Genomic DNA, 23,210 nt, shown 5'->3' on the forward strand with positions numbered 1-23,210 from the left:
TTAGCTTTGAGATTTTGCAGCCCTTTTTCTCTCATTGGGATCTAAAAAAACCTTTCGGAGTCTAATTGATTGTGGTGTGACTTCTACCCGCTCATCATCTTTGATATAAGCAATAGCTTCTTCTAGTGTCATCACAATAGGAGGGCTTAGTCGAATGGTTTCATCAGAGCTAGATGCACGCATATTAGTAAGTTGCTTTCCTTTGAGTATGTTTACTTCTAAATCATTATCTCTGTTGTGTTCTCCTACAATCATGCCGCCATAAACCTTTTCTCCGGGAGCAATAAACATCTTACCTCGATCTGTTAAGTTTCCTAGCGCATAGGCTACCGCATCACCAGATCCCATTGAGATTAATACGCCATTGCGTCTTCCAGAAATGGCACCACGGTACGTACTGTAGCTATGGAAGGTCCTATTCATAACACCAGTTCCACGGGTTTCAGTAAGAAAATTACCATAATACCCAATTAAACCACGTGATGGGCCTATAAAAGTGATTCGTGTTTTGCCACCTCCTGTTGGTCGCATATCTTTTATTTCGGCCTTCCTTAAACTCATAGATTCAATGACTGCACCTGTGAATTCGTCATCTACTTCTATTTGAATTTCTTCTAAAGGTTCTAATTTTTCTCCATTAGTACCCTGCTTTATTAATACACGTGGTCTGCTAATAGACAACTCAAATCCCTCTCTCCGCATAGTTTCTATGAGGACTCCTAACTGTAATTCACCACGACCAGCTACTTCAAAAGAATCTTTGCGCTCACTTTCTGTTACCTGAATGGATACATTTGATTCTAATTCACGCATAAGCCGGTCTCGTATAGCATTAAAGGTTACCTTCTTCCCTTCCGTTCCTGCTAAAGGGGAGTCATTTACTGAAAAGTTTATAGCTAGCGTAGGAGGATCTATCGGCAATGCAGGCAAGGCTTGCATAAGTGTAGGTGCACAAATGGTATCAGCTACGTTAGCAGATTGCATTCCTGCAATGGCTACAATGTCACCAGCATGCGCTTCTTCGATTGGTACACGCTCCATACCTCGAAAAGCCATAATTTTTACAATTTTCCCATTTTCTACCAATCCGTTGTCTTTATTGAGTACTTTTACCGCTTGTTGTACCTTGAGACTCCCTGTAAAGATCCGCCCTGTAAGCATACGGCCTAGATAAGGGTCATATTCTCTAGCGGATATAAGCATAGAAAAATCTGCAGTTAGATCTACTTTAGGGGTAGGTACATGTTCTAGAATAAGACTAAATAAAGGGGATAGATCTTTACGTTCTCCATCTAATGTTCTACTAGCCCATCCAGACCTTCCAGAAGCATAGGCAATGGGAAAATCTAGCTGCTCTTCTGTAGCATCAAGTGCCATAAAAAGCTCTAAAATCTCATCTTCAACCTCTCTCGGTCTAGCATCTGATCGATCAATTTTATTCACCAAAACAATAGGACGCAATCCTAGTTTAAGCGCTTTGCCTAAAACAAATTTAGTTTGGGGCATGGTCCCTTCTGCCGCATCAACTAATAAGACAACACCATCTACCATACTTAAAATTCTTTCTACTTCTCCACCAAAATCGGCGTGTCCGGGAGTATCAACAATATTGATGCGGGTGTCTTCCCAGATTAATGAAGTGCATTTAGCAACAATAGTAATACCACGTTCTTTTTCTAAATCATTTGAATCCATGACACGCTCAGCTACTTCTTGGTGTGCTTTAAATGTGCCACTTTGTTTTAACAAGTTGTCTAATAATGTTGTTTTCCCGTGGTCAACGTGTGCTATAATTGCAATATTACGTAATGGTTGCATTGAATATTATTTAAATATGGTTATCAGCCTTTTAATTAATGTTATATTGAATAACTTTACCTTAGTGCCAAAAGGTGTTTTGTTGCGTCTCTTTAATTTTTTATTTGTTTCAACCCCTTGTATAGGGTTGTAGGACACAAAAAGATCAAACGCACCTTGTACAAAGGTAATGAGATTATGGCAACTTGCCTAGAAACAATAGGTCTTTTAACAAAAAAATAAAAACGATATCATCAAATCTTACGATGATCGTATTTAGTGATACTGGCTTCTAAGCCATGCTATCGAGGTTGACTAGATAAAACTTTTGCCTTTTTTTTCTTAGCGATTTCAATATTTTTTTTGTTTTTAGACTGCTTAATAATCGAGTCTAATGTTGCTTTTGCTTGCGTAATGTTTCCTAACATTATGTAATTGTCTGCCATCAAGAGAAAGGCATTGTCTATATAATTTTTATTGCATGGAAATTTTTCTACAAGCTCAAATAATGCGTTTAATGAGGCTTTGTAAGCCTTTAACTTAAACTCTACATGCGCTAGCAAGTATTGTGCTTCTGCAGCAGTTGGGGTATGTAAAGGTGTATTGGCTTTTAAGAAATGGCTTCGAGCACTTTTGTATTCTTCACGTTTTAGGGCAATCTTTCCTAAATAAAGAGCAGTCTCTTGCAGCATTTCTACAGATGCTTCTTTGGGATTGTTTAATAACTGCAGACAGGTAGCTGTGGTAATTTGATATTTTTTTAATTTAAAACTACTCCTTATCAAGCCCATCAAAGCTCTTTCATATTCCCTATTGCTGAGTTGCATTTTCTGTAATTTTTGATAACCGATCAAAGCTTCTTGAAGTCTATTATTTTTGTAAGCCATATCAGCCATTCTCAACCATGCTTTTACATGAAAATTACTTACACTCGCAGCTGTTACTTTTCTATAGTAATGCATAGCCTGGGTATTTTTTTGTAGTCTATAGTAACTTTCTGCTATGAAGAAATAAGACTCTGTAAGAAATTGACTATCAGGGTATTTTTCAGAAAAAGAGATTAATTGCTTTATGACTTTATCATATTCTTGCGTATAGAAAAGTTTTCTGGAAACTTCCATAATACGTTTATCAGAGTCAATGGCTATATGTTGGGCTATGCCGTCATGTTGCTTTAGATAGACTTCCATTTTTTCAGGTGTTCCTTGCATAGCAAACAGGTTAGATAAAGCTATAAGGGCATTTTCTGTATTTAAATGGGTTGGATATTGCTCCAAAATAGCTACATAGTCCAAAGTAGCTTTGTCATATTTTTTTAGGTTCTCATAGGCTAGTGCACGCTTCATCAATAAGTCTGGCTGTAGTGAACTTGTTGGTTTAACCTGCATGAGATAGCTAAATTTTTGAATAGCATGGTCATAATTACCTGCATTAAATATAGTACAGGCTTCATGGTAAAGTGCTTTTTCATAGTATTGGGTTTGTACGTGGTCACGAATCACCTCTTGGAGACATTGTTCAGCACGAAGATTCTCCCCCAATAATCCATAGATTAATGCTTCTTGATAACGCACACAGGCAGGATTGTATTGGTAAGCATTTTCATAAATTTCCAGGGCTTTTGCATAATTTTTCTTTACATAAAAGCAATCACCCAACCGAAGCATAGCATCATAATAGGCAGCAGAAGGTTGCTGTTGTGTGACAGATATATATGTCTTAAAGTTTTGGGCTGCAGTTGTATAATCTCCAGTATTAAAATAGGCATATGCTAAACCATATATCATCTTTTGATGATATAGACTATGTAAGTTACTGTGCTGTTGCAATTTTACATAAAACTTTAATGCCTTATTATGTTTTTCAAGGGCTGAAAAAGTTTCTGCTAACCAAAATTGAGCTTGTGCAATTAAAGACACCTTAAAAGGAAATAGTAAAGATTGCTTAAAATAAGCTACAGCTTCATCTAATTTCCCATTGTTGTATGATGTTAGACCTTGGTAAAAAAGTACTTTTTGGTATAAATTTAGTATTTTTTCATTTTTATAAGGCAATGTTGCTATATAGTCTAGTGCTTGTTGATACGCCTTTGTTTTGTAATAACATTGTACAAGAAGTGTTTGAGCTACTGAAAGTTTTTTACTGTCTGGATGGTCTGTGATAAATATCTTCATATCATGTAGTACTTCTGAAACCAATCCTTGTTGATAGCGGATACCAGCGCGTTTTATGCAGGCGGCATCACGTATATCGGAGTCAAAAGGCAGTCGCTCAGTAGTAGAAAAAGCTTCTATAGCCTCTTGGAACATTCCATTTTTTTCATAAATCAAACCAATATAGTAGATGGCAACTTGACCAGGTCCATCTTCTATATCGTACAATTGCTTCAGACAAGCCAATGCTTGTGGGTATTGTTGTGTTGCATATAGAGCATGTCCAAGCTTCGTGGTGCTTCCTCTATCTAATTTATTGGTATTGAGATATGGTTGGTAGTACATTATTGCTTCTTGATATTGCTCAAGAAAAAAGTGGGCATCCGCAATAAGAAGTTGATCTTCTGATGAAAAAGATGATTTTGGAAAATGCTTGGCATAAGTAAGTAATGGTTCAAACGCTTTTGTTTGGTGATATACTTTTAGGATTAAGCTTCTAGATTCAGCCAGGTTATTCGGGTGTTTACTTGACTCCTGAAGTGCTTGGAGTGCATGGTCATAATCTCCTTCTTCGAGGGCAATAACGGCAATTTGAAATTGTGCTTTATAATAATAGGGGTTATTTTTATCCGTTATGTTTGAAAAACATTCTTTTGCTTTCAGCCAGTTTTTTAATTTTAAATAGGTATTGGCTAAGTCATATGGCAATGCAATCCTATCTTGTAGAGCTAATTGTTCGGGCTTAACGCTTTGATATATAGACAGGCTTTTGTCAAAAATACCTTTTGTAAAGAAGTATTTTGCTAAGCGATAGCGCATTGGTTCTATTTGCGTATGGTTGGGATAGTTTTTTATAAAATGCTGTAAAAATGTTTCTATGTAAGGATCTTTATTTTCTAAGGCTGCTAAGGCAAAATAATAGGCAGCCTCTTCTTTTCTATATTTTTTCCCACTACTGGCTAAATATATTTCAAAGTTTTTCTGAGCTGCTGAATATTTCTGCTGTCGAAACAGCCAAATACCCTCATCAAAAAGAATTTCATTTTCCTGATTACCGAAGTGATGTGCAGCATATCCCTGATGAGGTGCAATGATTGATAAGGCTATTATTAAAATAGAAAAACGTATTAACTGTTTCATTTACAAATGTTTTCAAGATAATATACTAAATAAAATACATTCGGTACTATTTATGGCTATTTACAATCATTTTTTATAAATACTCAAAAATAACACTACATGTATACAACCATAGCCATGCTATCAAATCTAGCACCATCCACTACTTACGCAAAATAAGGATTTATGATAATAAATGAATCATTACATAAGCTACATCCCCCATGCCTTTTATGCATGCATTTTCGTTGCCTTGCAAAGGCATTTATTCATGCATGAGTTTAAAAACCAGCTCTTGCATAACTTGGAAATCATTCATATTACAGTTAATTCCTTTTAGTTGTAAATCAGCCTGATGAATATAGGTCATATTTTGAAGGGTTTGTTGTAAGCTATACTTTTTAGTAGCATCTAGGTATCCTTGTACAAAATAGGGATTGACTTCAATTTGTTGAGCCAGTTTAGTTGGGGAAGCTTCTTTTGTTTGGTGTAAGATGAGTAATTTCGAGAAGAGGTTATATAAAACGGTGACGATGGGTAATGCAGTGTGTTCCTTTATATTTAATGAACAAATGCTAATAATCTGGTAGCTTTTTGCATAGTTTTTTTGCATAACGGCTTTTTGCAATTCAAATACATTAAAAGGCCTCTGTAAGCCTATATATCTTTCTACAATTTCATCAGTGATGGTGCTACCAGCAGGGAGACTAATGCTTAGTTTTTGGAGTTCATTGGTGATTCTATTCAGGTTATTTCCAATGAATTCTTGGGTCATCCAGGCTGCTTTTTCTGTTATAGTCAGCTGCAACTTCTTTACAAAAGATTTAATAAAAGTAGGTAACTGGTGGTCACTTAGTTTTTTACAGTTTACAAAAACGGTTTTCTTCTCTAATGCTTTGCTAAAAGTACTACGTCCATCTATAGTTTTATATTTATGTGAAAATATCAATAAAGTTGCCGGTTGGATGTGTTCTAAATAATTTAGTAATAGCTGTTGACCAGTAGCATTTTTTAAATCTGCCATTTCTTGTGCCTCTTTGACAATGACCACTTGCCTTGCTGCCCCCATAGGAAAGCGACGTACTTGGGTTAATAAAGTGGCCATATTACATTCTTTCCCATAAACAACTGTTAGGTTAAAGCCCTTCTCTTCTAGATGCAGTATTTGGTTTTCCGCATATTCCGTAATAGCATCTATATAGTAAGTTTCCTCTCCTTGGACGAAATACACGGGATGAAAAATACCTTTTTGTAACTCTTGTAAAACACGTTCAGCGGATTGACTCATATTTAGCAAAACTTTATGGTGATTGTATTACTCCATCCTGGAGTGTGCAGATTCTATCTGCAATGGCTGCAAGAGATTGGTTGTGCGTTACAAAAACAAACGTCTGTTTGAAGGATTTGCACAAATGTAAAAAGACTTCATGCAGCATAGATGCATTTTTTAAATCAAGGCTACCACTTGGTTCATCAGCAAAAACAATAGATGGGCTATTAATTAATGCCCTAGCTACAGCTGCACGTTGTCGTTCTCCCCCTGAAATTTCTGATGGTAAATGATTATTGCGGTGATCAATTCCTAGTAGGCATAACAATTCATTTGCCTTTTTTTCTACTTCTTTTTTTGCGCATCCTCCAATATACCCAGGTATACAAATATTCTCAAATAGGGTAAATTCTGGCAAAAGATTATGAAATTGGAATACAAATCCTACTTTTTTATTCCGAAATTCGGCTAATGTCTTTCCTTGTAGCTTGGAAAGGTCAATCCCATCTATTTCCACAAAACCACTGTCTGGCTTTTCTAATGAGGATAGAAGGTATAGTAAGGTAGTCTTTCCAGCACCAGATGGTCCCATAATGGCCACCATTTCTCCCTTGTTAATACGCAGATTAACGTCATTAATGATCATATATTGGTCATAAGACTTACAAAGTTCTTTAGCTATAAGCATCTGCTAAATATCATGTACATGAATAATTTTTTGTATTTTTACCTGTTCTGTCTATTATGCCTAAGCCCTAGCTTTGCATTATGCAATATATGGATTTTGCGCTCGTAGTTCAATCGGATAGAACGTCGGATTTCGGCTCCGAAGGTTGAGGGTTCGAGTCCTTCCGAGCGCACATATGAGACTTCTTTCGAAACATATTAGACCTGTTGCGTAGGTCCTCCTATTAATTAAAAATTAACCATAGCTTTGTGTAGTAACTTTCATGGTTGAATAAAATAAGTTGCAGTTAGTAACATAACTACAAAAATATTAATTATTCAATTTCGTCTTATATGAACAACATGAAAATCTGTAAATATCTTTGTAGATTTGTAGTGTAACTAAAAAGATATAGCCTGATCTGTTTTCATGAAAGATGATGATACACCTGTTACAGGTATCATTGATGTAGTCTTCTTTATTACTGCCTACATAGCTCATTAAGATATATCGAGCGGCAAAAAACTAGTGTTTTAAAAAAAAATATAATGAATAAGTTATGTAAACTCATACCTCTTTTATTAGTGGTGCTTACTGCTTGTAATAAGCATAGTTTAGAGATGAAAAAAGGTGATAGCGTTTCTGATAGAATTAGAAATTCACATAAGAGATCTGCTCCTTCTGCTTCTAGAGTATATGATGTCCCTGAGTATTTAGATCCTAAAAATGATGTTACTTTTAAGAGAATATTCAATACAGATAAGGAGGTGACTGCTAGTTTTTTAAATAGCATACTAGAATTAAAAGGAGGTAATATTATTGAAGTAGAAAGCTTTGAGAATACTGAAAATATATCTTCTGGAAGGAAGCCTAAAGTAACGTATTTAGATATTCTTGTAAGAGATAAAAAAGGAAACCGCTATATAATAGAAATGCAGCTTGGTTATCAAGCATTCTTTAAAAAGAGAGTAACCTATTATGCGGCTCATAAATACAGTGAACAACTTAAAAAAGGTGGTGGGTACAAACGTCTTAATAAAGTAGTTTGCTTAACTATTGCAGGGCATAACTTATTTAGAGATGATTTAGAAGAATTTGGGGAAATAATTCATGATAAAGCATATAGACGGGAGTATCGTATCTTAGATACAAAAACCTATAAAAATGATCTGGAAGATTTATCTTGGGTATTCATAGAAGTAACTAAGTTTGATAAAAGCATTGACAATCTTGAGGATACAGAAGAAAGATGGTGTGCACTTTTACGAGGTGACGTTAAGACTGAAGAAAATGTTCAAAAAGTAAGTGGGAATAATGTTTCTCTTAAAAAAGCTATAGATCAATTAAAAAAATGCAATTATACTGAAGCAGAGATTGATAAATATAGAAGTAGTATTATCTATATTGCAAATCTAAATGTTAGAGAAAAGCAAAAACGGGATCTTTTTATAAAAGAAGGTGAAGAAATAGGATTGAAAAGAGGTAGAGAGGAAGGTATAAAGGAAGGTGAAGAAAAAGCAAAAAAAGAGTTTAATCAGAAAAATCAGGAAAGGAAAAGAAAAATAATTAAAAAAGTAGTTATGGAAGGATTGGATGAAGATAGGGATACTACAATTAAAAAAGCAAGATTAGCAATAAAAAATGTATTTAGTGATGATTCTGACACTGATATAAATAATACTACAAATGAAGTAATGGAGGAATTTCGTAGAGAACAACCAGAAGAATAGATGGAGGGAGTTGAGGCTTTTGGAAAGAGGAGGCTGAGGCGAGGAGGCTTTTCAAAAGCCTCTCATTGTCTGTTAACTTCCCTACCACGTAGATGCTTACGGTTAGCAAGAATAGTATCTTTAGTAGTTTGATTGCCTTCTTCATCGTAAATAGCAAAATCGAATTGTTGTTCAACATTACGAAGTTTACTAGAAAAATTAAGTCCTATAAGGACGATATTTTTTTCTTTATAAAGAAACTTCTCTCTATAATCATTGCCTTCTATCTGGCCTAAAGCAGTATTAGAACTTTGATCATGTTTTAATTCAAATATATAGGTAACATCACTTAATGAGTCAATAACAATATCTATCCTACCTCCACTAGTAATATGTTCACTAAGTGGATTTAGTTCTGATCCTTCTAATAAACAGTGTAAAGCTGTATGGTAGTAGGCTTCATTTCTATTGTGTTTTGGATTAGATAAATTAGAAGGTATACTTGACATGCATGATCTAATAACTTTAACAAGACCTTCTAGATCTATATCTTCCAGTTTTTTAACTATGGAACGTTTACGCGTTTTACCTTGTGATGCTAAATCTTTCTCAAATTCTTCAAACAATAAATTATGAAAAGAATCCTCAACCTCTCCATTAGGAAATTCTAGTAATATTGGATCATTAGGTTGTCTTAATTTTCCTTGTGCTAATTCATTTTTATATCCCTTAATAGTTAGATATCCTGCTTGAAACATAGCACTTTCTATAGTTAACTTATCTTCATTATATTCTATCAGTTTAGACCTAACAACTGAAATAGGCTTACTAAAATCTTGTGTCTTTGATTTATTAACTTTCTTCACTAAAAAAGTAGGTGTTCCTGTATTAATCCAATAGTTATTTAGTTCACCGCGTTGTAAAAACATTAGGGTGGACAGTGGATTATATACAGATATCGTATCATCTTCAGGATGAAACTTATAACCATTATACATAGCACGCATTTCACTAACTAGTACATTGCTACTTATATTTCTTTTTTCTGCTAACTGACTTATTCGTCTATAATAGACAGAATCCTTATTTAAAAGATCTTCTTCTTTATATCCAGCTATAGTTGTATAATCTGGACTAAGTGTAATATCATTTAAGTTGTTAGGACCTGAATAAGTATCTCTAAAACAGTAAGAGCTAACACCTGTGACAAATTCTAATTTAATAAAGTTATTAGTAGTAAGGCTTTTAATAACAGTTAAAAATTCTCGTACAATTAAACGGTTTTCTTCTTTTATAATTGGATCTGATTGATTGATAAAAGGAGCATCATATTCGTCTACCAGAACGACTACTTTAGGTTCATAACTTGAATCTGTCTTTTTAAGTTCTGTATATTTTATAACTAGTTTGTTAATCAAATCTTTTAAAGATGATTCCATGGAATCATCTTTTTGTTCATCTTTTTTAGGATAATTTGTATTTAAGGTAATACCGTATTTTTCAGCTATAAAATATAACTCCTTTTTGATATCTTCTTCTAGCTTTAAACTTTTATTCATGTTAGAAAAATCTACCCTAATCACAGGGTGTTTTTTCCAATCATAACCAGAGTTATAGATATAGTAACCTTTAAATAGTTCTTTATTTCCTTTAGCTATTTCTTCTAATGTGTTAACAAATAAGGATTTGCCAAATCTACGGGGACGGGAGAGAAAAACAGTAGCTTCTTCTTTAAATAACGTTTCTGCATATTTTGTTTTATCTACATAATATCCTGACATAATCACAGCTTCAATGCTAGATTTACCAATAGGTAAAATTCCTGTGTATGTTAATTTCTGCCTTTTGCTATCAGACTCTATTTCTACCTCTTCTAATGGTCTTTTATTCTCTAAGTCTTTTGGATCCTGATTCATACTATACTTATGTGTTTTACATAAAAATAAAGATAGTATAAGACACAGTAATACTGCAGCAATACTTTTGTTTTTTTTGCACCATTTTTTAAAATCATTTGTTTTTTACTGCTCGATATGTCTTAATGAGCTATGTAGGCAGTAATAAAGAAGTATACATAAATGATACTTGTAACAGAAGATCATTGTGGAATGTTAGCCCTACTGCAATAGGCATGATTTAGTAATTTTTGTTAAACTTGTATAGAAAATCCATTACACATGGTTGTTATAGTTGTCTTTTTGTGTTTTTTAAATTCTATTTTATAATACTTTATGTACAAAAACAATTATTTATTAAAGTTGAATAAACAATTTTTATGTGTTTTTGTATTAATTTTATTACATGTCTTTATTGCAGGTTGTACTGGAAAAACAGCAGATTTTTTTTATAAAAATCCCGAGATATTTCTATCTGATGATCCAGAGAAAAAGACATGTATTCAACGTAAGTTTAGCAGGTGGTGGTACAAATATATGATGGAATAAGTATTTGATCTTGAGTGTATTTTATGTCGTTTAATAAAAAGTGGTTAATTTTTTTAAGCAAACACATTACAGAAAGCTATTCTGAATGCCTCACTAACATAGATGTAGTAAATAATGGCTTTAACAAAGACAAAAAACAGAATTATTTATGCAAAAAAAATCAATACAATATTCATTATCAAAACAAAAATATAAAATCTAGTTTGAGTAATTTAGTATCATATATTTGTACCACCACCGTTTAGCAGTCAAAACAATTCTAAAAAATTTCCACTTCATAAAGCAGTTGTGTTTAATAAATTAAAGAAAATAGACAAAATACTTGGGCATAGGAGCATGTATACAAGGATACTAAAAATGCGTGGGAAAAAAATAGATATTAATGATAGAGATCACTTAGGCTTTACTCCTCTTCATTGGGCTATTGATATTGGTAATAATATACTCATTGAAAAATTATTGAAATATGGAGCTGGTGTAAATGAAACGGATAACAATAAGAGTAATTTTCTTCATGAAGCAATTAAGCAAGATAATTTATTAGCTGTTCAGCTGCTACTTCAATATAAAGCTGCTGATGTAAATATCGTAGATAATAATGGAAACAGTTTTTGTCACTTAGGGGCTAGTATTGATAATCTAGAAATCCTTAAAAATCTAATTCAATATATTCCTGAAGAATCTAGAAAGAATATTTTGAATCAAATAAATACTGAAGGGGAGATGCTTATTCATTTGGCAACTAAAAAAGGTTATAAGTCCGTTGTTGAGATACTACTTCAAAATGAAGCTGATGTAAATGCAACAACTCAAGATGGCTGTACTCCATTGTATTTAGCAGCAGGTAGTGGTAATTTAGAAATTGTTAATTTATTACTTAAACATGGTGCTGATATACATAAAAAAACGAAGAATAACGATACTCCTCTCCAAGTAGCAGATCGCCTTGGCTATAGATTAGTTGTTGAAATTTTGATTCAAAAAGCTGTTAAAATAGCGCTTATAAAAGACACTGATATAAATGCAGTAGTAGATACCAATGGAAACACATTATTTCATTGGGCAGTTAATTATGGTGATCTAAAAAGTGTTAGGGCACTACTTCTTTCAAAGAAACTTAATAAAAATCAAAAAAACAACTTAGAACAAACTGCATCTGATTTGGAAAGTATAAATAATTACGAAGCAATTACTAAATTGCTAAAAAACAATAATTTGTTTGATAAAAGCAAAGATTTTTTTCAAAGAACGTTTTCTCTAAAATAAAGAGTCTCCAGTCCATTATAAAACGTAATTTTTTAATTATTTTTGCAATCATGGTAATTGCTAGTATAAATAAAGGAAATACTTGGGCAACTTAGCATCATATATTTATACCACCACTACAATTAGTCAGACTAATATATTAACCAATATAACGTGTCATGTATCAACCCTTTTTATTACAGATTATACGAAACATAGATCAGAATGATTCTGCAAAAAAGAATATGCTTTGGGTATTTCCTACACTATTATCTATAGATTATTTTCAACAGCTGCTAAACAGAGAGGAATTACATAATAATAGATTTTCCTGTTGCACCTTACATAATATGATGAGTTCCGATGCTAAGATGGCTGTATTACCTAAATTGTTTTTATTAAAAGAGCTTCATGCGGTAACCAATCTGATTTTAAATAGGGAAGTCCCTTTTGATCAATTTTATGCTTGGGGTACTACCATTTTGCAAGATTTTAATTTGATAGACAGCTACCTTGTTAATCCGTCTAATCTATTTTCAGCATGCATCCAGCAAAAAAAAAATGAAACCTCTTTAGCTGTTAATCATGCTATATTGGAGCATGAATCTGTTATATTGCATAACTTATCAACCAATCCATGCTCTCTCTCTTCTCTTCTGGAGGAAAACCTACCTCTGATATATGATGCTTTTACAAAAAAAATGATACAACAAGATTATGGATATGAAGGGCTTATCTATAGAGAAGTGTTAGATGGCGATCTTCCGGAAAAGCTTACGCGATATGATCAAGTTATTTTTGCTGGATTTAACTTGCTTACCCCTTCAGAAAAAAAGTTTATAGAAAAACTTAGCACCATTGTCCCAGTAACATTTTTCTGGGATACTGATACCTATTATATAGATAATCCAATCAATATAGCCGGATACTATTTACGCAAACATAGGGAAACAGAAGTCTTTAGAAAAAGTTTTAACATTGATACGAATACCCATTTCAATGATCTTAATAAGAAAATGGTTATTACAGAAGTAAGTGATACTATAGCCCAAATTCGGGTAGTTATAGATATGCTACAAGAGAAAACAGATCAAGGAGCATGCAAACATCCACCTCATAAAATGGGCATAGTGATTAGTGGAACAGCCCTGTTTATACCTTTACTCAATGCATTAGCTACTTTATCTATTCCACTGCATTTTAGGTTCAATTATCCAATAAAGGCTACCGTGGTTTATCTATTGGTAAAAAAGCTGATAGCCATTTGGGAAGAGACAGCAGCAGTTAAGTATACAGATAATACACTTATTTTAAGTAATTTTACAGCTAGCCTAGCACTATTGCAACCACTTGTTAATGAAGAAATACAAACACAAATCTCATCCATACTAACATACCCTCCCACACATGTGTCTGATTTAGAAAAAATCAAATTAGGGGAATTTGGTTTATGGCTTAATGAACATAAAACAGGCCTCCTGAACTTTCTTGAAAAAATATTAACTTTTATAAATGAGCACTTTATAGAATCAGATGGGCTATTACTGTCCCTTAATAAGGCCGTTATCCACCACCTTCTAGAAATCATACCTTCTTTAAAAGTTAGGTATGAAGAGAACCATTCAGGGTTATCTCTTCTGAATTATTTACAGGAAAGTAGCATCCCATTTTACCAGAATAATCCCACAACAGGACTTTATATTGTAGATATTGCAGCGTCACATAATTTAAACTTTGAAAACATTTTCTTTTTGAATATGAGCGAAGGAAATTTCCCTAAAGTAGCGCCTAGTAATTCTTTTATCCCTTACCATTTGCGTAATAGTTTTGGACTCCCTCTTGAAGATAAAAAACTGGAAAGCCTCACAGCTTATGGGTTTTATAGATTGCTACAACGTGCACAAAATGCGTATTGTCTATTTACATCACGAAGTGAGTCGGGGGCACCAAATGAGATGAGTCGATTGTTGTTACAATTATTTTATAATAGCAAATTAAAAATTACATCCCAAAAGTTTTCTGTACATTATTTGGCGTTGCCAAAACCTGTTATATCCATTCAAAAAAATGATCAAGTCATGCAGTTATTAGCACGTTTTTTAGTAACGCAAACAGAAACATCTTCAAGCCTTACTCCTTCTGCATTAATTAGTTATTTGAACTGTTCGTTGCAATTTTATTTTTCTTATGTACTACAAATAAAACAAACTGTAGCAACTAAAGATCAAGATATTACTGTACAACTGGGGAGCTTATTACATGAAATTATGGAAAGACTGTATAAGCCTTTTGTAGGTATGGAAATTGATGCCCACATCATTACCCAATTAAAATCCAAAGTAAAAATAGAAATACAAACAGTTGTATCTGATGTGTCTACTAATGTAGATCATACAGTAAAGAACGCTATGTTGCTTGTTTCCATTTTAGAAAATTTTGTAAAACGCATATTGGCATTAGATGATGCAAATGTGCCATTTAAACTATTGGGGGTTGAGTTAGGTAAAGATAAGCCTTTAGTTACTGCACTACGTTTAGATACAGAAAGAAATGTTCAGTTAGGTGGCATTATAGATCGAGTAGATGAAAAGGAAGATCTTATACGGATTATTGATTACAAAACAGGAGATTCCAATCATAAAATATCCAATATTACCTCTTTGTTTGATCGTGCTCAGATAAAAGAAAATAAAGCCATTTTTCAAATGATGTTTTATGCTTGGCTCTTTAACACCCTTCATAGAACGGAGAAACAAAAAAAAATAATGCCATATTTGATGCATGTCAAGGCACTTTTTGTAGACTTAGCTACTAGTAGTATTTGCATACAACAGCCTAATGGTTCTAAAGAGTACATATCCATTAAAGATATTAGGGAACATGTAGAGGAGTTTGAAGAAGGGATGCTACGGCTGCTTTCAGAAATTTTTAATCCTTTGGTTGCTTTTACACAAACAGAAGAGAGAGAGAAATGTGTATACTGCCCCTATATTGGTATTTGTCAACGAGAATAAAGCTGGTATTCAGATATATAACGATAAGAAGGCAAATCTGTTGAATTTGATCTCAAACTTCCTCAAATAGTTACGTAATAGCTTCTCTAGTGGTCACAGTCAGATCAGTTAGTCACACAGGCTAGTTAGAAGAAAGTAGTGTAACACACGTCTTAGAAATGATCTAATTTGTTCATGTCCATTATTCATAAAATATTCAAATTAGTCATGCTGCTATAGGTAGCTTTATTACAAAAATAATACTTTGTTGATAATAAATAAAATTTTGTGACATTTTTTTACGTAAAAAATGCAAAAAATGAAAAAATATTTATTTTTGATGTCAGTTGTATTATACAAAAATGTATATTATATTTTAATAAGTTTAAATAACTGTCAAAAATAAGCGAATCCTCTATTAATATATAGGTATATAATGTGTTCTTTGTGTGCCTAATTTAATGGTTAAGACCGCTCTTGAACAGTTAATCAAGTTTGTAATACGTTCTGATTATAGCTTGTCTTGAACAGACGTGCCATTTCAGTTATTGGTTAATGGACTAACAAAAATATTTAATATTTAGGATATGCCGTTATTATATCACTCACTTCTATCTGAATATACGCATTATAATGTGCCATATATAGCTGGTTGTGACGAAGTAGGGGCTAGGGCTATAGCGGGCCCGATTATAGCAGCAGCTGTAATATTACCCCATGATTTTTATGATAAAGAGTTGTATAATGTTAAAAATTTGACGGCTGCTTCACGTATTCGTATCTCTTCACTTGTTAAGCAACAAGCTATTGCATGGGGGATTGCAACAGTATGTCAACAGGATATTAACAAAACTGGTATTGCAAATGCATCCCAGTTAGCTATGCATTCAGCAATTAATCAACTAAAAATACCTCCAGATATTTTGCTAATTTCTGGTCGATCATGTAATCCATACAAAGATATTCCATGTAAATGCGTTGTGCATGGAGATAAAATATATGCTGCAGTTGCAGCGGCTAATATAATGGCTAAGGTCTATAGAGACAGCTTTATGGATAAGTTAGATAAAGACTTTCCTGCTTATGAATGGAGAAAGAATAAAGGATATTCAACGCTCGTACATAAACAGGCTATAAAAGTATTTGGTATAACTTTACATCATAGAAAGAGGTGTCATCCCCATGCTGATTGAGCAGGTTATTGACAAGTAAACATGTACATTATGTATATGCTATTACCTTTTTTACGTCTGAGTTTAGTCTGGATAATTGGGGTTCTATTGGCTTTGAAATATCCCATATCCACTGGAGTGACACTGGGTATGGTGGGCCTATTTAGCTTGGTATACTTTATTATTTTCGTAGTATATAGATTTAAATATGGTACAAGCCAGTTGTCGTTTTTTAGACTTAACCTTGTAGGGGGTTTATTAACTATGCTTATAGCATATGGAAATGTATTGCTGCATATAGGTGAAAAGAGACAAACACATTTTGCTAAGTTTGTAACCCACATAGAGCCATTAGAAGGGTATTATGCGCATATTGAAAAAGTTTATAAATCTTCCAATAATTTATTTAGCTGCAAAGCCACTGTAATACATATAAAAAATTACGCAGGTTGGCACAATAGTACAGGATCAGTACACCTTTTTTTTGCTAGGGGAACTAACTACATCCCCAAAAAAGGAGATCGTTTAGTGGTTAATGGCACACCAACAGTTTGCCTGTTCGATGATCATCAAAATGCCAAAAACATCTTTTGCTCTTTACCTAAACCTCCTTTTTATAGCCATACTTTGAAGAAAGTAGGTAAAGATTTTATGCCCTGCACATTTCTAAATACCAAAAATGGGGCAGAAGCAATACGTCGATGGTGTAGCACCATATTGCAAGAACAGATAAAGGAACAACAAGCGATTGGTATTATAGAAACATTGCTTTTTGCCCAAAAGGATAATCTGGATATGGCTTTATGCCAAGCATATGCCCATACAGGAACCATGCATGTATTGGCTGTTTCTGGGTTACATGTGGGTATGCTTTTACTATTGATACAGTTTATATGCAGCTATTTATTAAATAGAATTGGTTGTCAGTATTTTTTAGAATTTTTAGTACTTGTTGTTCTTTGGACATACACTTGGTTATGTAATTTTTCACCACCTATACTACGTGCTGTTAGTATGATTACTATCACAAAATTTGGCGTCATGCTACAAAGACCTTCCAATGCCTATAATTCATTATTTGCTTCTGCATTTGCTTTATTACTGTGGAATCCTTTTTTTTTATTAAGCTGGGGATTTCAGCTTTCATACATGGCAACCCTAGGGATTATTTATTTATATCCACGTATTAATCGACTATTAACCATTGAAAACAGATTTATTCAAAAAATATGGAATGCCACATCGCTATCTATTGCCGCACAGGTTGGTACGATTCCACTTATTTTATATTATTTTAATCGCTTTCCCTTTTATTTCATTATTGCCAATTGGTTGGTTGTACCAGCCATTTTTACTATCCTTACACTAAGCATAGCTATAATTGCTGTAAGCTGGTTCCCAGTAGTTCGTACGTTAATAAGTTTTGTGTTAACGAAGGTCATTGCTATTACTAATGCTTTTGTATCCTGGGTTGCGCAATGGCCATTTAGTACACTAGATGATATATCTATACATGTTCATTCCGTTTATTTACTGTATTGTATATTCATTTGTATCTGCCTTTTTTTTAGATACAAGCGTCTTAGCTATTTGGCTATAATAAACCTATTCATGGCATTTTATACTATGGATCAGATAAAACTCATTATAACAACCAGCAAAAAATGTAATGTGCTTTTCTACAATAATAATGCATTATCTTTTGATTTAAAACATGAAGTAGAGCAAGTAACATGTTCGGACCTGCAATTAGATAACTTAGATAACTTAGATAACAAGGTAGATTATATGGCATTTCATAATAGTTCTCTCATAACATCTTGGCATGGAAAGATTTTTTTTAGTATCAAAGATATCTCTCCTGATTGGTATATATGGGATGGTCCTAGTCTTAATGTAGATTATTTATTGGTAGAGGAAAGATTACTAGAGGATATAGATGTGCTACTCAAAATTTGCACTTTTAAAAAATTGATAATATATGGTAGTGGATCAAATCAAGTACAGTATGTTTTACGATCTAATATTAAAAAATTAGGCATACCCTATATTTGGCTACAACCTGACGAAAAACAAGAGATAAACTGGCTTATAGAAGAAAATAGCGTAAGATTATGAATTTTAGATAAAATATTATATGATAAAATGTAATTTTTACTAAACTAACAGTTTAGGTATTAAATAATGGAGTTAAAGACGCTATGTTTTTTGTAAAAAAACACTAACTTTACATTAGTTTAACTTTTTAATATAATCTGTGAGTTTATTAGGAACTAAAGCCCCTATTTTCAAAGCATCTGCTGTAATAAAGGGAGGAACTGTTGTAGATGATTTTTCCCTAGAACAATTTTTGGGGAAAAAAGAAGTGATTCTTTTTTTCTATCCTAAAGATTTTACTTTTGTTTGCCCTACGGAATTGTTATCTTTTCAGCAAGAATTATTTCAGTTTGAGCAACGGAATGTTGCGCTAGTTGGGTGTTCTACGGATACGGAAGAAACGCATGTTGCTTGGTTAAATACCGATAGAACGAAAGGGGGGATTGCTGGAATTACCTACCCATTAATTGCTGATGTTAGTAAAACAATATCTGCTAATTATGGTGTGCTAGGAGGAAGCTGGGATTATAATGAATCCGGCCAGCTTGTGTTTTCGGGTATCCCTGTTGCTTATCGTGGTACTTTCTTGATTGATAAAGAGGGAATTATTCGATATGTTGCTATTAATGACTTGCCATTAGGTAGAAATGTTGATGAAATACTTCGTATTGTTGACATGTGGCAGCATGTAGTCCAGTTTGGAGAGGTTTGCCCGGCTAACTGGATAAAAGGAGATGTCGCTATGCATGCCACACAAGAGGGTATTTCTGACTATCTAACCAATCACTTCAATAAATAAAAATGAATATACCATAACATTAATTATATGCCTTATTCCGTTATAGGTACAACTTCTATGTGTAAAAAAGAAAGGATAAAAGCGCACTGTACATGGAATAAGCAAAAAGACCGTTAATAACGATTACTAAATTAGTTGAATAAAATATCTTATACTTTAAAATCAAATTTTAATTAAAAAAAGAAAATGAGTACAAAACAAGAATTCGGCCCGATACGCAGCAGAATGTTTCCCATTCACAAAAGTGAATTGCGTAAGTTTTTACCAATGGCCTTTATTTTTATCTTGATATCTTTATGTTACGCACTTACGCGTTCCCTTAAGGACATGCTCGTACTAAAAGATGCTAATAACACAGCTATCTATTGGCTCAAGGCAGTAGCCATTACGCCAAGTATGATTTTTTTTACAATTATCTATGGAAAGATTAGTCGTAGTGCAAGTAGAGATGGGAGGTTTAATGCTGTAATGATCTATTTCTTATGTTTTTTCTTACTTGCACTGGTCTTTTTATTGCCAAATAGAAATACATTGCAATTGACAACCATTTCTAAGTTCCTTATAGAGAAGTATCCAGCATTTATAGGTCTTTGGCAAGCAATCTGTTATTGGCCAATATCTTTATTTTATGTGAATGCTGAGGCGTTTGGGACTTTTGCACTTAGTGTTGTATTTTGGACATTTGTAAATGAAATTACAGGAGTAAAGCAAGCTAAGCGTTTTTATGCCTTTTTGAGTATGTTTGCTGCTTTTGGATCTATTAGTGCAGGAATGATACTGCGATTAGAGAGTATCGGTAAAAACTTTGACGAAAGTCTCAAGTTCGTAGTTGTCGCACTAACGTTAATTTTAATAGTTTACAACTATTTTACTGCAGATATAAAAGCGAATCCGGAATACTATCAAGTTGAGCAAAAACCTAAAAAAGTAAAAGTAAAAATGTCGTTTAGGCAATCTATGAGGTTTTTAGCTCAGTCTAAATACTTGATCTATGTGTCTATATTGGTTACAAGCTACGGATTAGCCATTGCTCTATTTGAAGCTGTACTAAAAGCCCAAGTACAGGAATATATAAAAATGGTAGGTGACAATGCACTTTTAGCAAGAGTATATTCTAACCAACAAATTTTAGTGGGCATTGTTTCTATTTTAGTTGCACTTTTCTTTGCGACACCAATACTAAAAAGAGGATGGAGTTTTGCGGCATCTGCTACGCCAGTTACTGCATTAATAATGACCGTTCTATTCTTTGCTTTTCTACGTTTTGGTAGTACGTTAGATACCTTTTTACAAACGTACTATAGTACGACAGCTGCCTATATGGCTGTTATGGTAGGGCTTTGTAATGTAGTATTGATTAAATCAGTTAAATATATTCTCTTTGATCCAACCAAAGAAGCAGTCTATATTCCACTTGATGAAGAGACTAAAGTTCGAGGAAAAGCAGCTGTAGATGGGGTAGGGTCTCGTTTAGGCAAAAGTTTGGCATCGATATTGATTACTAGCATGGCTACTACGTTTGGTGGGGGAGATATTGCTAATATTCGTACACCAATTGTACTCATCATTATTGCAGTTATTATAGTTTGGTTAATTGCTGTGCGTAATTTAGGAAAGCTAAAAGAAGAAGCTGAGGGACAACATGAAGCAGAACAGAAAGCAACTATTAAAATGCAAGCAAGTAAATAAGCACTAATGCTTATTTATTCTACCATAGGGCTGATGCTTTACATAAAGCACCAGCCCTATGTAATATAATAGGGAAATAAAACATAGATATTCTCCCCTTTCTTTATTATCTTCACTTTTGTACGTTTCTTTTCTACTAGTTTAACGGTTAAAATAAATTAGATCACAATATCTATTTAGTATTACATGTTGTTATACTTTAAAATAATATGAAAATAGAACTCCAACTTAAATCAGTACTACAAAAAGCGTTTTTAGACAATTATCAATTATCCCTTGATATAGAGGAGTTAGGCTTACAGATTACTAGAAAAGAATTTGCAGGGACCTTTTCATTGCCTGTATTTCCCTATGCTAAAAAATGTAATGAACACCCTACCCAATTAGCAGAGAAAATAGGTGAATGGTTACAAGACCATACAGATTTGATATCTTCATACAATGTGATAAGTGGGTTTTTGAATCTAGTTATTCATGATAAAATTTGGCTTAACGTTTTAGCAGAAATTGAGCAGAATCCCAATTATGGATGCCTAGATAAACGAAACAGCAATGTAGTAGTAGAATTTTCGTGCCCAAATACAAATAAACCACAACACCTTGGTCATTTACGTACTAATTTTTTGGGTAGTGCACTGTCCAAAATATTAGATGCTGCTGGCTATACAGTATATACAGTCAACCTTATCAATGACAGGGGCATTCATATCTGTAAATCTATGGTTGCATATCAGCAGTTTGGCTCAAATGAAACACCAGAAAGTAGTGGCATCAAGGGAGATCATTTAGTAGGGAAATATTATGTGAAATTTGATCAAGTATATAAAGAACAATTGGCACATATCCAAAGCAATGGAGAAGATGCTACTAAAACACCTCCTCCGATTTTACAGGAAGCTCAAAAAATGCTGATAGAATGGGAAAAAGGGAATCCCTCTGTTATGGCTTTATGGAAAAAAATGAATAACTGGGTTTATGATGGATTTCACGTCACTTACCATCAATTAGGGATTGCTTTTGATAAAACATATTATGAATCTGATACCTATCTATTAGGCAAAAAAATTGTAGAAGAAGGCGTTCACAAAAAAATATTCTACAAAAGAAGCGATGGCGCTATTGCAATAGATCTGTCTCAATATGAATTAGGAGAAAAAGTTTTACTGCGTGGAGATGGAACAGCTGTTTATATTACTCAAGACTTAGGAACAGCAGATTTACGTTATACAGACTATCATTTTGATAAAATGATTTATGTTGTAGGAAATGAACAAGAACATCATTTTAAAGTGTTATTTGCTATTATGGATGCTTTAGATAGACCCTATGCCTCATCAATGCATCATTTATCTTATGGGATGGTAGATCTACCTAGTGGAAAGATGAAGTCTAGAGAAGGAAATGTAGTAGATGCCGATAACCTCATTGCAGAAATGATTGATACAATTGTACAGTATACTGAGGTGTCCAATAAAATTGGAATTTTAAGTAAAGAAGAACAAAATAAACTCCATAATACCCTAGCAGTAGGCGCGTTAAAATTTTTTTTATTAAAGGTCATTCCACAAAAAAGAATGCTATTTAATCCTAATGATTCTGTTGATTTTCAGGGAGATACTGGTACATTTATTCAATATACCTATGCTAGAATTTGTTCATTAGAAAGCAAGGCTAGTGATATAACAATAGCCTCACCTTCCACCTACAATAGGCCCCTTAGCCCATTAGAACAGAGTCTTATTTTTCAGCTTTACATGTTGCCTACACAAATAGAAGAGGCCGCAAAGCATTATGCCCCTTCGATAATAGCAAATTATGCACTAGAATTAGCAAAGACTTATAATAAGTTTTATGCAGCTTGTCCCATTTTAAGAGCGTCTAATATCAGTGCACGTAGCTTCAGATTACTGCTTTCTTTTTGTGTAGCAAAAGTTCTAAAAAGAAGCATGGCTCTTTTGACAATTGAGTTACCTGCAAAAATGTAGTAATAAATAGAAACTATGATTTCACCCCACGTAAATAACCATTTTATTTTGCAGATTAACGGTGAATAGTG

Annotated in this window: 13 protein-coding genes and 1 tRNA gene; 9 read left to right on the forward strand and 5 right to left on the reverse strand. The window is 33.4% G+C overall.

All coding sequences use genetic code 11. The features are described 5' to 3' along the window. The 4 genes from typA to CCPUN_RS01050 all read right to left on the reverse strand — a co-directional run bounded on the left by typA (nt 1) and on the right by CCPUN_RS01050 (nt 7,027). The gene (typA, locus tag CCPUN_RS01035; RefSeq protein ID WP_133281732.1) at nt 1-1,818 is read right to left on the reverse strand and encodes a translational GTPase TypA; all 1,818 of its coding nucleotides are present in this window, start codon (nt 1,816-1,818) and stop codon (nt 1-3) included. Between the two features lie 281 nt (nt 1,819-2,099). Further along, nucleotides 2,100-5,090, reverse strand: a complete 2,991-nt coding sequence (locus tag CCPUN_RS01040; protein WP_133281733.1) for a tetratricopeptide repeat protein — start codon at nt 5,088-5,090, stop codon at nt 2,100-2,102. 244 nt (nt 5,091-5,334) lie between these two features. After that, on the reverse strand, nt 5,335-6,357 hold the full coding sequence (gene holA, locus CCPUN_RS01045) for a DNA polymerase III subunit delta (protein ID WP_133281734.1): 1,023 nt from the start codon (nt 6,355-6,357) through the stop codon (nt 5,335-5,337). 13 nt (nt 6,358-6,370) lie between these two features. After that, the gene (locus CCPUN_RS01050; protein ID WP_133281735.1) at nt 6,371-7,027 is read right to left on the reverse strand and encodes an ABC transporter ATP-binding protein; all 657 of its coding nucleotides are present in this window, start codon (nt 7,025-7,027) and stop codon (nt 6,371-6,373) included. 98 nt (nt 7,028-7,125) lie between these two features. On the opposite strand from CCPUN_RS01050, the gene CCPUN_RS01055 reads away from it, so the two are divergent. Together CCPUN_RS01055 and CCPUN_RS01060 are read left to right on the forward strand one after the other, a co-directional pair. After that, nucleotides 7,126-7,199 (forward strand) — tRNA-Arg (locus CCPUN_RS01055). Nucleotides 7,200-7,554: 355 nt separating this feature from the next. Beyond that, nucleotides 7,555-8,736, forward strand: coding sequence for an Rpn family recombination-promoting nuclease/putative transposase (locus CCPUN_RS01060; RefSeq protein ID WP_133281736.1), 1,182 nt, complete (start codon nt 7,555-7,557; stop codon nt 8,734-8,736). A 62-nt stretch (nt 8,737-8,798) separates the two neighbouring features. Here CCPUN_RS01060 and CCPUN_RS01065 read toward each other — a convergent pair whose 3' ends face one another. Then, nucleotides 8,799-10,631 carry an AAA family ATPase gene (locus CCPUN_RS01065; RefSeq protein WP_133281737.1) on the reverse strand — a complete coding sequence of 611 codons (1,833 nt, stop codon included), beginning with the start codon at nt 10,629-10,631 and terminating at the stop codon, nt 8,799-8,801. A gap of 864 nt (nt 10,632-11,495) precedes the next feature. Here CCPUN_RS01065 and CCPUN_RS01070 point away from each other — a divergent pair. The 7 genes from CCPUN_RS01070 (at nt 11,496) to argS (ending at nt 23,139) form a co-directional block, all read left to right on the forward strand. Then, on the forward strand, nt 11,496-12,425 hold the full coding sequence (locus CCPUN_RS01070) for an ankyrin repeat domain-containing protein (protein WP_133281738.1): 930 nt from the start codon (nt 11,496-11,498) through the stop codon (nt 12,423-12,425). A 158-nt stretch (nt 12,426-12,583) separates the two neighbouring features. After that, nucleotides 12,584-15,418, forward strand: coding sequence for a PD-(D/E)XK nuclease family protein (locus CCPUN_RS01075; RefSeq protein WP_133281739.1), 2,835 nt, complete (start codon nt 12,584-12,586; stop codon nt 15,416-15,418). 566 nt (nt 15,419-15,984) lie between these two features. Beyond that, complete coding sequence (locus tag CCPUN_RS01080; RefSeq protein ID WP_133281740.1) at nt 15,985-16,590, forward strand: ribonuclease HII; 606 nt, start codon at nt 15,985-15,987, stop codon at nt 16,588-16,590. Nucleotides 16,591-16,620: 30 nt separating this feature from the next. After that, a complete protein-coding gene (locus tag CCPUN_RS01085) occupies nt 16,621-18,687 on the forward strand; it encodes a ComEC/Rec2 family competence protein (protein ID WP_165941883.1) in 2,067 nt (688 codons plus the stop codon). A 139-nt stretch (nt 18,688-18,826) separates the two neighbouring features. Continuing rightward, nucleotides 18,827-19,465 carry a peroxiredoxin gene (locus CCPUN_RS01090; RefSeq protein WP_133281742.1) on the forward strand — a complete coding sequence of 213 codons (639 nt, stop codon included), beginning with the start codon at nt 18,827-18,829 and terminating at the stop codon, nt 19,463-19,465. A gap of 186 nt (nt 19,466-19,651) precedes the next feature. After that, nucleotides 19,652-21,154, forward strand: a complete 1,503-nt coding sequence (locus tag CCPUN_RS01095; RefSeq protein ID WP_133281743.1) for an Npt1/Npt2 family nucleotide transporter — start codon at nt 19,652-19,654, stop codon at nt 21,152-21,154. A 209-nt stretch (nt 21,155-21,363) separates the two neighbouring features. Beyond that, nucleotides 21,364-23,139 carry an arginine--tRNA ligase gene (gene argS / locus CCPUN_RS01100; protein WP_133281744.1) on the forward strand — a complete coding sequence of 592 codons (1,776 nt, stop codon included), beginning with the start codon at nt 21,364-21,366 and terminating at the stop codon, nt 23,137-23,139. The last annotated feature ends 71 nt before the right edge of the window (nt 23,140-23,210 follow it).

The sequence above is a fragment of the Cardinium endosymbiont of Culicoides punctatus genome (assembly GCF_004354815.1).
In the GTDB taxonomy this organism is placed as follows: Bacteria; Bacteroidota; Bacteroidia; order Cytophagales; family Amoebophilaceae; genus Cardinium.